Here is a 14,330-nt window from a genome sequence, read left to right as displayed (position 1 = left end):
CCACGTTCACACTACTGGCATGGACCGCATGAACGACACCCTCATCGACGTCCCGCGCGGACTGACCAACGTCGTCGCCGCCAGCACCGCGCTCGGCGACGTCCGCGGGCACGAGGGGTTCTACCACTACCGCCAGTACTCGGCCATCGACCTGGCGCGCGAGCGCACGTTCGAGGACGCCTGGTACTTGCTGCTGTTCGGCGAGCTGCCGTCCGCGCAGGAGCTGGCGGCCTTCCGGGCGCGGATCGCCGCGGCGCGCCGCCTCCCGGAGCCGGTCGCCGAGCTGCTGCCCGCGATCGCGCGGCTGACGGCGCACAGCGACGCGCTGGCGGGACTCCGGATGGCGCTCGCCGCGGTCGCCGCCGCCGACGGCATGCGCCCCGTCTTCGACGAGGACGAGGATGCCCGGCTGCGCGACGCGATCCGGGTCGCCGCGGTCACTCCCGTCCTGCTCGCGACGTTGCACGCCCACGCGGAGGGCCGGACGCCGCCGGAGCCGCGCGACGACCTCGGCCACGTCGCCGAGTACCTGCGCCTGATCACCGGCCGCGTGCCGGACGCCGCGCACGAGCATGCGCTCAGCGCCTACCTGACGGCCGCGATCGACCACGGCTTCAACGCCTCCACCTTCACCGCCCGGGTGATCGCGTCCACGGGCGCGGACGTCGCGGCGGCGGTGGACGGCGCGCTCGGCGCGCTGTCCGGCCCGCTCCACGGCGGCGCGCCGAGCCGCGCGCTCGACACCCTCGACGCGATCGGGACGCCCGACCGGATCGACAGTTGGATCGGCGAGACCGTCCGCTCCGGCGGCAGGGTGATGGGCTTCGGCCACGCGGTCTACCGCACGGAGGACCCGCGGTCGGTGCTGCTGCGGGAGGTCGCGCAGGGCTTCGGCGGCGAGCGGGTGGACTTCGCGGTCCGGGTCGAGGAGCGCGTCCAGCAGCTCCTCGAAGAGCTCAAGCCGGGGCGCGGACTGCACACGAACGTCGAGTTCTACGCGGGCGTCGTGATGGAGCTGTGCGGCATCCCGCGCGAGCTGTTCACGCCGACGTTCGCTGTGGCGCGCGTCGTCGGCTGGACCGCGCACATCCTGGAGCAGGCGGAGGACGGCAAGATCCTGCGGCCGTCGTCGCGCTACGTCGGGCCGCCCGCGCCGGAGCCGCTGCCGGCGAGGCCGATCGCCGCCTGACCGCGGGCGGGTCCGCGGGCGTATCGTGCTGCTCGAGCGGCCTCCTCAGCGGCCGCACGAGCGACGGAGGACGCGATGCGCGGAGCGGTGCGGCACGTGGAGTGGGTCGGCGACGAGGACCCGGAGCGACTGGAGGCGGCGGTCGTCACCTTCGCGCCGGACCGGCTGGACGCGCTCGGCACCTCCCGCACGACGGACTACGTCACGAGCTGGGCACTGGAGACCGGGCCCGGCTGGGTGACCTCCCGGCTGTCGGTCGCGGTCGACGGCCGCGGTTTCACCCGCTGGCTCGTCCTCACCCGCGACGGCCACGGCCGCTGGGCCGCCGAGTCGTACACGCACGGCGACGACCGCTACCACGACGAGCCGATGGCGGCTCCGGGGATCGCGGATCCCGGGAGCCTGGACGGCGCGCTCGACTGCGATCTGGCGCTCTGCCCGGTCACCAACACGATGCCGATCCTCCGCCTCGGCGCGCTGGCGGGGCTGGAGGAGACCGAGCTCACGATGGCGTGGGTGGACCTCCCGTCGCTCGCGGTGGTCGCGAGCCGGCAGTCGTACAGCGCGGCCGAACCGTTCGACGCCGGGGCCGGGCGCTCCGTCGTCCGCTACCGCAGCGTCGGCAGCGGCTTCACCGCCGACCTCGGCGTGGACGAGGACGGCCTCGTCATCGACTACCCCCGCCTGGCCCGCCGCATCCGCACCCGCTGACCCCCGCTACCACCCGCCGAGGGGCACGTCGTTGTCACTTTCGCGCCCGAAAAGTGACAACAACGTGCCCCTCGGCGATGGAGCGATGCGGGTCAGGGGGTGGGGGCGAGGGCGTCGTAGTCGCGGAAGCCGCGGCGGATGCGCACGATGGTCGCGACGAGCACCACGATCAGGAGGCCACCGAGCAGCGGAGGGAACCAGAGGGCGCCGGTGAGCGCGAGCACGCCGATGTAGAGGTCGCCGAGTCGCGGGCCGCCGGTCACCACCACGGTGAACACGCCCTGCAGCCTCCCGCGCATCACGTCGGGCGCCGACGCCTGCAGGATGGTCATCCGGAAGATGGAGCTGACGTTGTCGGCCGCTCCGGAGGTCGCGAGCAGCATCGTGGCCGCGATCAGCGCCGGGAGGTTCGCGTCGGCGATGGACGCGCTGCCGCCCGCCGTCCCGCTGAACGCGACGACCGCGAGCACGATACCGAAGCCGAGGATCGCGGCGCCGTAGACGATGATCGCCCGTTCCACCGCGCGCCCCTGCCACCTGACCCCGCCGAGCCGACCGGAGAAGACGCTGGACACCAGCGTGCCGACCGCGCCGGCGGCGGTCAGGATGCCCACCGTCACCGGTCCGCCGCCGATGAGCAGCGCGCCGACCGCCGGGAACAGCGCCCGCGGCTGGCCGAACGTCATCGCGATCAGGTCGAGCACGAAGGTCATCGACAGGTTCGGCGCCGACTTCAGGAACCGCAGCCCCTGCAGCACGGAGGACAGCCCGGCGCTCTGCCGCTCGCCCTCCGGCACGATGGACGGCAGCGTGAAGATGCCGAGGAACGCCGCCGTGAACAGGATGACATCGACCGTGTACGTCCACGGGATGCCGACGCTCGCGACCAGGAGGCCGGCGAGCGCAGGGCCGACGGTGACCATCACGCCCATGCTCATCCCGCCGAGCGCGCTCGCCGCGGGCAGAAGCCGTGCGGGCAGGAGGCGGGGCGTGATCGCCTGCCGGGTGGCGCCGATCATGACTGCGGCGACCGCGTTGAGCGTCGTGAGGAGGTAGAGCGGCCACACCACCTCGACGTGCAGCCACGCGAGCACGGCGATCCCGGCCGTGGAGGCCCACGCGACGATCGCGGTCACGAGGGCGACCTTCCTCCGGTCGAACGCGTCGGCGAGCACGCCGCCGTACAGCCCGAAGACGATCATCGGCACGAGCGCGAACAGCGCGACGAGCGAGACGGCGAGCGTCGAGTGCGTGAGGTCGTAGATGTTGAGGCCGACGGCGACGATCGTCATCTGACTGCCGATGCCGGAGACGGCGCCGCCGATCCAGAGCCGGGCGAACGCCGGCGACTCCCTCAGCGGGCTGAGGTCGACGAAGTGCCGGGCGTGCGCGAGCCGCGGCTCGCTCGTATCGTCGGGCTCCTTGGTGCCCGGAGCCTGCCCGGCGCTCAGAAGCGCGGCTTCTTGCTGAGCGTCACCGCTGCGAGCGAGAAGACGACGCCGAACAGCATCAGCGTGACCGTGACGGCCTGGAGGACGACCTGGAAGAACGGCATGAACGGGGTGACGGACACCCAGAGCCAGAGGATGGCGCCGATCAGCGTGATGACGTAGCTGAAGGTGCGGCGCGCGTAGAGGGCGTTGAGGGACACGACGGTGCCGGCGACGGTCATCTGGAAGAGCGGGAGGAACGCCTCCGCGTTGCCCGACCAGGTCGCGACCAGGCTGATGACGCCGAGCACGAGGGTGACCAGCACGACGAGGGTCGCGAGGAGGTTGCCGAGCATGGGCGGCACGGTGGCGCTCAGGCTGCGGACGAGCCCGCCGTGCTCGTCGTCGATCTCGTTCTCGGTGCGGGGCTCAGCGATGATGTGCGTGGTCACGACGACGATCCTACCGCCCGCCGCCGCGTCGGTCAGCACACCTCCCCGAGCGCGCGGTCAGCTCTCCCTGACCACCTGGTCGACGCGCTTGTCGGGCCGCAGCCCCCGCCAGGACGGCTGCCGCAGCCGGTCGGTGCCCGTCCACTCGGCGAACTCGACTTCCCCCACGTACTCCGGCCGTACCCAGTGGGCGCCGCGGGCGTCGAGCGAGGGGACGCCCTCCAGCGGGGGAGTCGTGCGCGGGTGCGCCGCCAGCTTCTTCGCCAGGTCGTCGAGCATCGCGTCGGTGAAGCCGGTGCCCACCTTGCCCACGTAGCGGAGGCCGTCGCCGTCCGGGATGCCGAGCAGCAGCGCGCCGATGCCGTTCGCGCGGCGGCCGTTGCCGGGGGTCCAGCCGCCGATGACGACCTCCTGCGCGAGGTGGTGCTTGATCTTGATCCAGGTGCGCGAGCGGCGGCCGGTCGCGTACCTGCCGTCGCGCTGCTTGGCCATGACGCCCTCCAGACCCAGCTCCCGCGAGGAGGAGATGGCGTGGTCCACGTCTCCGGCGAACGCCGGGGGCACCTGGACCGGGTCGTCCTTGGGCGGGCGGAGGGTGTCCTGCAGGACGGCGCGGCGCTCGTCGTAGGTCTTCTTCCGGAGGTCCGTGCCGTCGAGTTCCAGGAGGTCGAAGACGAAGTAGTGCGCGGGCGCGCGCTCGGCCGCCGCGCGCACCTCCGCGGGACGGGTGAGGCCCATCCGGGTCTGCAGGAGGCCGAAGTCGGGGCGGCCCTTCGGGGTCAGCGTGACGATCTCGCCGTCGAGGACCAGGTCGTGGTCGCCCGCGAGGCCGACCAGGCCGGCGAGGTCGGGGTAGGTGACGGTGACGTCGTTGCCGTTGCGGGTGGTCAGGCGCAGCGCGCCGTCACGCACGACGGCGACGGCGCGGATGCCGTCCCACTTCATCTCGAACGCCCACTCGGACTCGTCGTGGATGTCGGCGCGCGAGCCGAGGGTGGCGAGCATGGGGGAGATAGGGGCGTCCGTGATGGGCTTCGCGGCGCCTTTTTTCCCGGGTCCCGCGGCGGTCTTCGCAGCCGGCTTCCCCATGGCCTTCTCCGCACCCGCGTCCTTCATCAGGTGGATGAGCCAGTTCTTCTCGTCCCCGCCCTGCTTGGTCGCGATCAGCGCGAACTTCCGCGGCTCGCCGCCGAGGCCGCCGTCCGGCTGCCCGCGCAGGGTCGCGATCACCTCGTCGTCGCGCCACTTCTCCAGCTCGTACTCGCCGTGGTCCCAGATGTCGACGTGGCCCGCGCCGTACTCGCCGTGCGGGATGTCGCCGGCGAACGTGCCGTACTCCAGCGGGTGATCCTCCACGTGCACGGCAAGGTGGTTCTGCTTCGGGTCGGTCGGCGGCCCCTTCGGCAGCGCCCAGCTCACCAGCACGCCGTCGTGCTGGAGACGGAAGTCCCAGTGCAGCCGCCGAGCGTGGTGCTCCTGGATGACGAACGAGCGGCCCTCAGCGGCGTCCGGGCTGACCGAGGGCACCGGCTCCGGGGTCTTGTCGGCGTCGCGCTTGGAACGGTACGTGGTCAGCCGGTCGGTCTCTTCGGCGGCCGCACGCCCCGCCGACACGTCGGCCAGGGGATCGCCCCGCCGCTTCACGCGCTCCAACACCTCGGGGTACTCCAGCTGCCCCAGCTCCTTCGACGCCAGTTCCCGCCAGGTCCGGGGCGCCGCGACGGTCGGCCGGAACCGCCCGCGCAGCGAGTACGGCGCGATCGTCGTCTTGGCGCCGTTGTTCTGGCTCCAGTCGACCAGCACCTTGCCCGTGCGCAGCGCCTTCTTCATGTCGCTGACGACGAGGTCGGGGTGGTCGGCCTCCAGTGCGCGCGCCAGCTCGTGCGCCACCGCGGAGACCTGGTCGCTGGTCTGCGAGCCGTCGAGCGGCGCGTACAGGTGGATGCCCTTCGACCCGCTCGTGACCGGCAGCGGGTCGAGTCCCATGTCGGCGAGGATGGCGCGGGCCAGCCGGGCGACCTCCGCGCAGTCCTGGAGGGTCGCGCCCTCGCCCGGGTCGAGGTCGAGCACCAGACGGTCGGGGTTGTGGCGGGCCTCGCCGCGGCCCACGCGCCACTGTGGCACGTGCAGCTCCAGCGAGGCGATCTGCGCGAGCCAGACCAGCGTCGCCCGGTCGTTCACCAGCGGGTAGGTGTTCGCGCTGGTCTTGTGGGTGATCGTGCGCTGCTTCACCCAGCCGGGGGTGGAGGCCGGGTCGAGGTTCTTCTGGAAGAACACCTGCCCGGGATGCTCCGGCGTCCCGACGCCGTGCACCCAGCGCTTGCGGGTGGCGATGCGGTCGCGCGTGTGCGGGATCATCACCTCGGCGATGGCGCTGTAGTAGCCGATGACGTCGGCCTTGGTGGTCCCGGTCTTCGGGTACATGACCTTGTCGAGGTTCGTCAGCCGCAGCCGGTGGCCGTCGATCGAGACCGTCTCGGTGTCCTCCGCAACCATGCGATCACCGTACGCGCCCGCGCCGTTCCGCGGCAGATACCGTTTCCCCTGTTGTTTTTCCGCGGGAGCGCGGACACGATGGTCCCATGAGGGCCATATGGACGGGAGCCATCACCTTCGGACTGGTCAATGTGCCGGTGAAGGTCTACAGCGCGACCGAAGACCACGACGTGGCGCTGCACCAGGTGCACGACGCCGACGGCGGGCGCATCCGGTACAAGCGCGTGTGCGAGATCGACGGCAAGACGATCCCGTACGAGCACATCGCGAAGGCGTACGACGACGGCGAGCGGACGGTGATCCTCACGGCCGAGGACCTGGAGTCGCTGCCCGCCGAGCGCAGCCGGGAGATCGACGTCGTCGAGTTCGTGCCGAACGACCAGCTCGACCCGCTCATGTTCGACCGCAGCTACTACCTGGAGCCGGACTCCAAGTCGCTGAAGGCGTACGCGCTGCTGCGCAAGACGCTGGAGGACGAGGACCGCACCGCGATCGTCAACTTCGCGCTGCGGCAGAAGACCCGCCTGGGCGCGCTGCGGGTGCGCGGCAACGTCCTGGTGCTGCAGACGCTGCTGTGGCACGACGAGATCCGCGCGGCCGAGTTCCCCTCGCTGGAGACGACGCCGCGGATCACCGAGCGGGAGCTGTCGCTGTCCTCCGCCCTGATGGAGAGCTTCGCGGGCGACTTCGAGCCGGAGAAGTTCAGCGACGAGTACCAGGAGGAGCTGCGCAAGCTGATCGACGCGAAGCTGGAGCAGGGCGAGAGCATCGACACCGCGGTCACCTTCGGCGAGGAGCCGGAGGAGGCGAAGAAGGGCGGCGGCGAGGTCATCGACCTGATGGAGGCGTTGCAGCGCAGTGTCGAGCGGAGCAGGGGCGGTGGCTCTCCGGCGGCCGCGGACGGGAAGAAGTCCGCAGCGAAGGACAAGAAGGCCCCCGCCAAGAAGGCCAAGAAGCCCGCGTGACGCGCCTGCGCCGCAGCGACCCCACAGGGCCCGGCTACGCCCGCCGCAGCACCGCGAAGGGTCCGGTGTACCAGGACGAGGCGGGCAATCGGATCGTCGACGAGCGCGAGCTGGAGCGCATCCGCTCGCTGGTCATCCCGCCCGCCTGGCAGGACGTCTGGATCTCCCCGGACGCCCGCGGCCACATCCAGGCGGTGGGGACGGACGCGGCCGGGAGGCGGCAGTACCTGTACCACGAGTCGTGGCGGCTGAATCAGGACCGGATCAAGTTCGAGCGGGCCGCTCAGCTCGCTGAGACGCTGCCCGGCGCTCGCCGCAAGGTCACGCTGGACCTGCGGCAGGAGGGGTTCGGACGCGACCGCATCCTCGCGGCGGCGTTCCGCGTCATCGACCTCGGCTCCCTGCGGATCGGCAGCGAGGAGTACCTGCACGCCAATGGCAGCCGCGGGCTGACCACGCTGCTCTGCCGGCACGCGGCGGTCGACGGCGACGAGGTGACCCTGACCTTCCCGGCCAAGTCGGCGCAGAAGTGGGCGAGCACGATCGAGGATGCCGACCTGGCCACGCTGCTCGCGGAGATCGTGGCCGTGCGCGGCCAGCGCTCCCGGCTGCTGTCGTGGAAGGACGGCACCTGGCACACGATCCGCCCGGCATCGCTGAACGAGTACATCCAGCGGCAGACCGGCGGCGAGTTCACGGCCAAGGACTTCCGGACGCTGCACGGCACGATCGTCGCGGCGGAGGCGCTCGCCGGGCTGGGTGTCGCGGACAGGGAGGCGCAGCGCGCCAAGCGGGTGACGGCCGCCGTCGCCGAGGCCGCTGACGCCCTCGGCAACACGCCGACGATCGCGCGCAACAGCTACATCGACCCGCGCGTGTTCGACCGGTACCGGGCCGGGGAGGTCATCGACACCCGCGGCGGCCGCGCTCCCGAGCCGGCGCTGCTGCAGCTCCTGGCCTGACGCCCGACTGCTTCGGGGTCTACCGCTTCGCTGCCGACTGGGCCGGCGTCGACGCCGACAGCGGGGCCGCCACGTCCTCCAGCGACTTCCCTTCCGCGTCCACGCCGAGGAACAGCTCGACCAGCCCCGCCGCGATCATCAGCCCGGCGCCGATGTAGTACCCGAGCGAGACCGCCTGGACGCCGCCGCCGATGAGCTGGCCGAACAGGATCGGTCCGACGATGCCGCCCGCCGCCGTGCCGACCGCGTAGAAGAACGCGATCGCCATCGCGCGAGTCTCCATCGGGAAGATCTCGCTCACCGTCAGGTAGGCCGCGCTCGCGCCCGCCGAGGCGAAGAAGAACACGACCACCCAGCAGGCCGTCAGCCCGACGGCGTTGAGCGCGCCGGCGGAGAACAGCAGGGCGGTACCGACGAGCAGCACGCCGGAGCCGACGTAGGACAGCGTGATCATGAACCGGCGGCCCACCGAGTCGAACAGGCGGCCCAGCAGCAGCGGGCCGAGGAAGTTGCCGACCGCGATCGGCAGCAGGGACCACGGCGCGACGTCGGCCGGCACCTTCAGCAGGTTCGTCAGCACCAGCGCGTACGTGAAGAACACCGCGTTGTAGAGGAACGCCTGGCCGACGAATAGCGACAGCCCGAGGATCGACCGCTTGGGGTACTGGTGGATGCCCACCCGGATGATCTCGCCGAACCCGGTGGAGCGGCGCTGGCGGATCTCGATCTCCTTGTCGTCCGGCACGGCCTCGAGCTCGGAGCCGGTCTCCTTCTCGACGCCGCGCTCGATCTCGGCGACCTGCTTCTCCGCCGCCTCGTCGCGGCCGTGGATGAACATCCAGCGCGGCGACTCCGGCACGTTCCTGCGGACCAGCAGGATGACCAGCCCCAGCACCGCGCCGAGGCCGAAGGCGATGCGCCAGCCCACGTTCGCCGGGAAGATCGCCGTGTTCAGCAGGAACACCGTGAGGACGGCGCCGAAGGCGGTCCCGAGCCAGTACGACCCGTTGATGGCGAGGTCCACGACGCCGCGGCGGCGGGCGGGGATGAGCTCGTCGATCGCGGAGTTGATCGCGGCGTACTCGCCGCCGATGCCGGCGCCGGTGAAGAACCGGAACACGAAGAACATCCACGGCGCGACCGAGAACGCCGTGAGCACGGTCGCGAGCAGATAGAGGCCGAGCGTGACGATGAAGAGCTTCTTGCGGCCGAACCGGTCGGTCAGGTAGCCGAAGACCAGGGCCCCGGTGCACGCGCCCGCGACGTAGATCGCCGCGGCGAGGCCGACCTGAGCGGTGGTCAGTCCGAGCCCGGAGGCCGGCTCGGTCAGGCGGCTCGCGATCGCGCCGACGATGGTGACCTCGAGCCCGTCCAGGATCCACACGGTCCCGAGCCCGACGACGACGAGCCAGTGGAAGTGCGACCAGGGGAGGCGGTCCAACCGGGCAGGGATGCGGGTGCGGATGGTTGTGAGGCCGGTTCCCGCCTGTGAGTCCGATGAATGCACGCTCATGTGCAGGACAGTACGAGCGGCGCTTTTCAGCGAAAGGCCCTTGACAAGCTAGATATTGCGCCTTAGCAAGCGACACGCCTAGCGACCCCTACCACCGTTGTCAACCCCTTGTTGGGGGCGTGAGCATTCTGATTGCCTGTACCCACGAATCGAGGCAGAAACACCTGCGCACGAGGGAATGGGATGACACGATGACGACGCTCGAAGTGACCAATGATCCAGTCCGGGACTACCTCAATTCCATCGGAAGGACCCGCCTGCTGACGGCGGACGAGGAAGTCTCTCTGGCCAAGCGGATCGAGATCGGCGTCCTCGCCGGCGAACGTCTCGCCACGCGCCCCGGACTGACCCCGCGCGACAAGCGCGAGCTGCAGTATCTGGCCGACGACGGCAAGCGCGCCTTCGAGCGCTTCATCGAGGCGAACCTCCGCCTCGTCGTCAGCATCGCCAAGCGCTACGCCGGCCGTGGCCTCGCGGTGATGGACCTGATCCAGGAGGGCAACCTCGGCCTGGTGCGCGCGGTCGAGAAGTTCGACTACCGCACCGGCAACAAGTTCTCCACCTACGCCACCTGGTGGATCCGCCAGTCGATCCTGCGCGGCATCGCCGACACCGCCCGCCTGATCCGCATCCCGGTGCACACGGTGGAGAAGATCGACAAGCTGGACCGCATCCGCCGCGACCTCGGCGGCGAGCTGGGCCGCACGCCCACGCTGGAGGAGATGGCGGAGGCCGCCAACCTGACCCCGGCCGAGGTGCACAAGCTGCGGATGAGCGACTCCGAGACCGTGTCGCTGGCTGTCCCGGTCGGCGAGAACGAAGGCGCTGAGCTCGGCGACCTGATCGAGGACGGCGACGCCCCCGGCCCGTCGGAGTCGGTGGAGGTCGAGTTCCGCCACCGCGACCTCGAGGACCGCCTGCGCGAGCTGCCGCCGCGCGACGCCAAGGTCGTCCGGATGCGCTTCGGGCTCGACGGCCAGAAGCCGATGACCCTCGACGAGGTCGGCGCGGTCTACGGCATCACCCGCGAGCGCGTGCGCCAGCTCGAGACCCGCAGCCTCAAGCGCCTGCGCAGCCCGGAGCTGCTCGAATACCTGCGCTGAGCCGTCGGCGCAGCACGAAGACCAGGGGAACCCCGGGCTCAGCCGAGCTCGGGGTTCTCGTTGATTGCGACCGCCTCGTCGAACGGGATGTCCCCGGGGCGATCCCCGGGAGCGGCCTCATCCGCACCGGCCTCCGCGTCCGCGGGGGCGGCGACGGTCTCCGCCACGGGCGCCTCCGCCGGAGCGGCAGCGACGAGCGGGTCTTCTGATTCCGATGCCATGGCGCGCCTCCCATCTGCCATGTTCACGCCCAACACTAGGCGTGGGCTGGGAGACGATCAAGCCTTGCCGGATCAGCGTCCGGGAGGCGAGTCGGCGTTGACTTCGTCGGCGCCGAGCGCGCCGATCTCCTCGGTGAGCTGGAGGCCCTGGGCGCTGTTGGAGGACAGGGTGAGCGCCTCCAGCCACTTCTTGTTGATCGTCGGCGGCCGTCCGCCGCTGTAGCGGAAGAGAAGCGGGATGGCCGGGTCGACCCAGATGGCGCTGCGGCCGTCGCCGACGCCCTGCTCGTCGCGCCAGGAGAAGAAGAAGCCCTCTTTCCGCCGCAGCTTCAGCCCGACCACGATCTGCAGGTGTGCGAGGACCCTGTCCTCGAATCCGATCTCTGTCGAACCGCCGTAAACGAGCTTGCCCATGCGAAAACCGTACCTGAATCCCGGTGAATGCACGCATTCGGCGCGAGGAAACTGTCCCGCGGCTTTTCCGTGCGCCGGGGGTATGGTCGCACGGTGGAACCTCGACGCGTCCTCGTCACCGGCGCCACCGGCTACATCGGCGGCCGGCTGGTGCCCCGCCTCCTGGAGCGCGGCTTCCGCGTTCGGGTGCTGGTGCGGTCGCCGCTCAAGCTCACCGACGTGCCCTGGGCGCACGACGTGGAGGTGGCGAAGGGCGACCTGCACGACCGTGCGTCGGTCGAGGAGGCCGTGCGCGGGGTCGACACCGTCTACTACCTCGTGCACTCCATGCGCGCGACCGGCGATTTCGACGAGGAGGAGGCGGACGCTGCGCGCTCCGTCGCCGAGGCGTCGACGGCGGCGGGCGTGAGCCGGATCGTCTACCTCGGCGCGCTGCACCCGGACGGCCCGCTCTCGCGGCACCTGCGCTCACGCGTCGCCGTCGGCCGCATCCTCCTGGACTCCGGTGTGCCGACGGTCGTGCTGCAGGCCGGGGTCGTCATCGGCTCCGGCTCGGCGTCGTTCGAGATGATCCGGCAGCTCACCGACGTCCTCCCGTACATGCCCGCGCCGCGGTGGGTGCGCAACCGCATCCAGCCGATCGCGGTGCGCGACGTGCTGCACTACCTGCTGGCGGCCGCCGAGCTCCCGCCGGAGGTGTCCCGCGCCTTCGACATCGGCGGCCCCGACATCCTCCGCTACGGGCAGATGATGAACGGCTACGCGCTGGAGGCCGGGCTGCGGCAGCGGCCGATCGCGTCGCTACCGGTGTTCACCCCGTGGCTGGCGTCGCAGTGGGTGAACCTGGTCACGCCGATCCCGCGGGCGCTCGCCGTGCCGATCATCGAGTCGCTGCAGTACGACTGCGTGATGCGGGAGCACGACATCGACGCCGTCATCCCGCCGCCGGAGGGCGGCCTCACCGGCTACCGCGCGTCCGTGCGCCTGGCACTGGCGCGGCTGCGCGCCGGGACCGTCGAGACGAGCTGGCAGGACGCCTCGGTGTCCGGCGCGCCCAGCGACCCGCTGCCGACCGACCCGGACTGGACGGGCCACACCGTCTACACCGACGTGCGCGAACGGACCAGCACGGCGCCGCCCGCGGAGGTCTGGCGAGTGATCGAGGGGATCGGCGGCGACCGCGGCTGGTACTCCTTCCCCCTCGCCTGGGCGCTGCGCGGCTGGCTGGACAAGCTGGCCGGCGGCGTCGGCCTCCGCCGCGGCCGGCGCGACGCCGACCGTTTGCAGACCGGCGACGCCCTCGACTGGTGGCGCGTGGAGGCCATCGAGCGCGGCTCGGCGCTGCGGTTGCGCGCCGAGATGCGGGTGCCCGGCCGCGCCTGGCTGGAGCTGGGCGTCACGCCGGACGGGGCGGGGTCCCGCTACCGCCAGCGCGCCGTGTTCTTCCCGCAGGGGCTCGCCGGCCGCCTGTACTGGCTGGCGATCCTGCCGTTCCACGGGATCATCTTCGCCGGGATGGCCGAGCGGATCGTCGTGGAGGCCGAGCGGGCGTCGCGTTCCGGGCCTGCGGAAGGTGTCACTCCGGCGGAGCCGTGACCAGCGTCGTGGCGCTCAGGTCGTGGAGGAACCGCGTCACGACCGCGCGCTCCTCGGGGCTGAGCGCCCGGGCGACCTCGAATCGCCGGGCGTGCTGCAGTCCCATCGTGCGGCGCACCTGGCGGTGGGTCTCCAGGGTGATCTCGACCGTGACGGCGCGGCGGTCGGTGGGGTGCGGCTTGCGGACGATGTGACCGGCGCGCTCGAGCCGGTCGAGCAGCTTGGTGACGGAGGCGGTCGAGATGTGCAGGTGCTCGGCGAGGGCGCCCGCGGTCACCGCCACGTTGGCGTTCATGGACGCGATGATGTAGCGAAGCGCCTTCATGTCGGTCTCGTTGAGCTGCATGGCGGTGCGGGACTCGAAGCTGAGGCGCTGCTCGGCCTCCCGCCAGCCGCGGACGGCGTCGAGGACGCCGATGACCTCCTGCAGCTCCTCGTCGCTCAGGTCGTCGTGGCGCACGAGCTCCTGCCGCGGGTCGATGACGCGCGGGTCGATCAGGGACCCGGAGATGCGCCGGGCGTCCTCCTTGGAACTCATGCGCACATCCTATTGCCCCTCGTAAGAAGCGTGCTAAGTTATTTGCTAACCAGGCTAGGTAAAGGAGGGTCGAAATGACCCAGCTTCGCCCGGAACTCACGGAGCAACCCAGTGTCGCGGAGGTCCCGGCCCCCGACCCCGTCGACGAGGACCTGCAGTCCGTCGAGAGCGAGCTGACCGCTTTCTTCCACGCCCGCGAGCGCGACGCCGCGACCTACGGCGAGGAGTACACCCGCCTGTGGCAGGCCGTGGGGGAGTCCGCCGGCGGCGGCAAGAGGCTCCGGCCCCGGCTGGTGCTGTCGGCGTTCCACGGCCTGGCCGGCTTCGGCTGCCGCGAGGCGGAGGATCGCACCTCCGCCGTCCAGACCGCGCTCGCGTTCGAGCTCCTGCACACCGCCTTCCTGCTGCACGACGACGTGATCGACGGCGACACGGTTCGTCGCGGTCGTCCGAACGTCGCCGGCGAGTTCAGCGCCGACGCCCTCTTCCGGGGAGCCGGGTTTCCCCGCGCCCGGCTCTGGGGCGAGTCGGCGGCCATCCTCGCCGGCGACCTGTTGCTGCACGCCGCCGCCCAGCGCGTCGCGCGGCTGAGTGTCGAGGAGGCCACCCGCTCGCGGCTGCTCGACCTCGTCGACCGGTCCGTCTTCGTCACCGCCGCCGGCGAGCTGGCCGATGTCGGGCTGGCCACCGGGATGTCCGCGAGCGGGCTGCCCGATGTCCTCGCGATGACCGCGTACAAG

General features: G+C 71.3%; 13 protein-coding genes and 1 pseudogene. 7 read left to right on the top strand and 7 right to left on the bottom strand.

From position 1 onward, the window contains the following. The first annotated feature begins 19 nt into the window (after positions 1 to 19). Together ABH923_RS03735 and ABH923_RS03730 are read left to right on the top strand one after the other, a co-directional pair. The gene (locus tag ABH923_RS03735; RefSeq protein WP_370054036.1) at positions 20 to 1,189 is read left to right on the top strand and encodes a citrate synthase; all 1,170 of its coding nucleotides are present in this window, start codon (positions 20 to 22) and stop codon (positions 1,187 to 1,189) included. 75 nt (positions 1,190 to 1,264) lie between these two features. Then, entirely contained in the window at positions 1,265 to 1,900 is a 636-nt protein-coding gene (locus ABH923_RS03730) for a putative glycolipid-binding domain-containing protein (protein WP_370054035.1), read from the top strand. A gap of 92 nt (positions 1,901 to 1,992) precedes the next feature. Here ABH923_RS03730 and ABH923_RS03725 read toward each other — a convergent pair whose 3' ends face one another. The 3 genes from ABH923_RS03725 to ABH923_RS03715 all read right to left on the bottom strand — a co-directional run bounded on the left by ABH923_RS03725 (position 1,993) and on the right by ABH923_RS03715 (position 6,278). After that, the gene (locus tag ABH923_RS03725; RefSeq protein ID WP_370057286.1) at positions 1,993 to 3,258 is read right to left on the bottom strand and encodes an MFS transporter; all 1,266 of its coding nucleotides are present in this window, start codon (positions 3,256 to 3,258) and stop codon (positions 1,993 to 1,995) included. A gap of 89 nt (positions 3,259 to 3,347) precedes the next feature. Further along, entirely contained in the window at positions 3,348 to 3,782 is a 435-nt protein-coding gene (locus ABH923_RS03720; RefSeq protein ID WP_370054034.1) for a hypothetical protein, read from the bottom strand. A gap of 57 nt (positions 3,783 to 3,839) precedes the next feature. Continuing rightward, a complete protein-coding gene (locus ABH923_RS03715; RefSeq protein WP_370054033.1) occupies positions 3,840 to 6,278 on the bottom strand; it encodes an ATP-dependent DNA ligase in 2,439 nt (812 codons plus the stop codon). Between the two features lie 86 nt (positions 6,279 to 6,364). On the opposite strand from ABH923_RS03715, the gene ABH923_RS03710 reads away from it, so the two are divergent. Together ABH923_RS03710 and ABH923_RS03705 are read left to right on the top strand one after the other, a co-directional pair. Beyond that, entirely contained in the window at positions 6,365 to 7,243 is an 879-nt protein-coding gene (locus ABH923_RS03710; RefSeq protein WP_370054032.1) for a Ku protein, read from the top strand. After that, positions 7,240 to 8,205, top strand: coding sequence for a DNA topoisomerase IB (locus tag ABH923_RS03705; protein WP_370054031.1), 966 nt, complete (start codon positions 7,240 to 7,242; stop codon positions 8,203 to 8,205). The genes ABH923_RS03710 and ABH923_RS03705 overlap by 4 nt, the downstream gene beginning before the upstream one ends. Before the next feature lie 19 nt (positions 8,206 to 8,224). Here the strand turns inward: ABH923_RS03705 and ABH923_RS03700 are convergent, their stop codons facing one another. Continuing rightward, the gene (locus ABH923_RS03700; protein WP_370057285.1) at positions 8,225 to 9,646 is read right to left on the bottom strand and encodes an MFS transporter; all 1,422 of its coding nucleotides are present in this window, start codon (positions 9,644 to 9,646) and stop codon (positions 8,225 to 8,227) included. A 263-nt stretch (positions 9,647 to 9,909) separates the two neighbouring features. Between ABH923_RS03700 and ABH923_RS03695 the strand changes: the two genes are divergently transcribed. Continuing rightward, positions 9,910 to 10,821: a sigma-70 family RNA polymerase sigma factor gene (locus ABH923_RS03695; RefSeq protein ID WP_370054030.1), complete on the top strand. Its 912-nt coding sequence runs from the start codon at positions 9,910 to 9,912 to the stop codon at positions 10,819 to 10,821. Between the two features lie 38 nt (positions 10,822 to 10,859). Here the strand turns inward: ABH923_RS03695 and ABH923_RS03690 are convergent, their stop codons facing one another. Both ABH923_RS03690 and ABH923_RS03685 read right to left on the bottom strand, forming a co-directional pair. After that, positions 10,860 to 11,042: a hypothetical protein gene (locus ABH923_RS03690; protein WP_370054029.1), complete on the bottom strand. Its 183-nt coding sequence runs from the start codon at positions 11,040 to 11,042 to the stop codon at positions 10,860 to 10,862. A gap of 72 nt (positions 11,043 to 11,114) precedes the next feature. Next, positions 11,115 to 11,456 (bottom strand): ATP-dependent DNA ligase, encoded by a 342-nt coding sequence (locus tag ABH923_RS03685; RefSeq protein WP_370054028.1) that lies wholly within the window; start codon positions 11,454 to 11,456, stop codon positions 11,115 to 11,117. A gap of 93 nt (positions 11,457 to 11,549) precedes the next feature. Here ABH923_RS03685 and ABH923_RS03680 point away from each other — a divergent pair, with 93 nt between their 5' ends. Further along, entirely contained in the window at positions 11,550 to 13,052 is a 1,503-nt protein-coding gene (locus ABH923_RS03680; RefSeq protein WP_370054027.1) for an SDR family oxidoreductase, read from the top strand. On the opposite strand, the gene ABH923_RS03675 is transcribed toward ABH923_RS03680, so the two are convergent. After that, positions 13,033 to 13,590, bottom strand: a complete 558-nt coding sequence (locus ABH923_RS03675; RefSeq protein WP_370054026.1) for a MarR family winged helix-turn-helix transcriptional regulator — start codon at positions 13,588 to 13,590, stop codon at positions 13,033 to 13,035. The two genes, ABH923_RS03680 and ABH923_RS03675, sit on opposite strands and share 20 nt — an antisense overlap. Before the next feature lie 74 nt (positions 13,591 to 13,664). Here ABH923_RS03675 and ABH923_RS03670 point away from each other — a divergent pair. Then, positions 13,665 to 14,279: pseudogene (locus tag ABH923_RS03670) on the top strand (polyprenyl synthetase family protein); the annotation flags it as partial. Positions 14,280 to 14,330 lie beyond the last annotated feature (51 nt).

This window comes from Leifsonia sp. EB41 (genome assembly GCF_041262565.1).
Lineage (GTDB): Bacteria > Actinomycetota > Actinomycetes > Actinomycetales > Microbacteriaceae > Leifsonia.
This window is presented reverse-complemented; position numbering and strand designations above follow the sequence as displayed.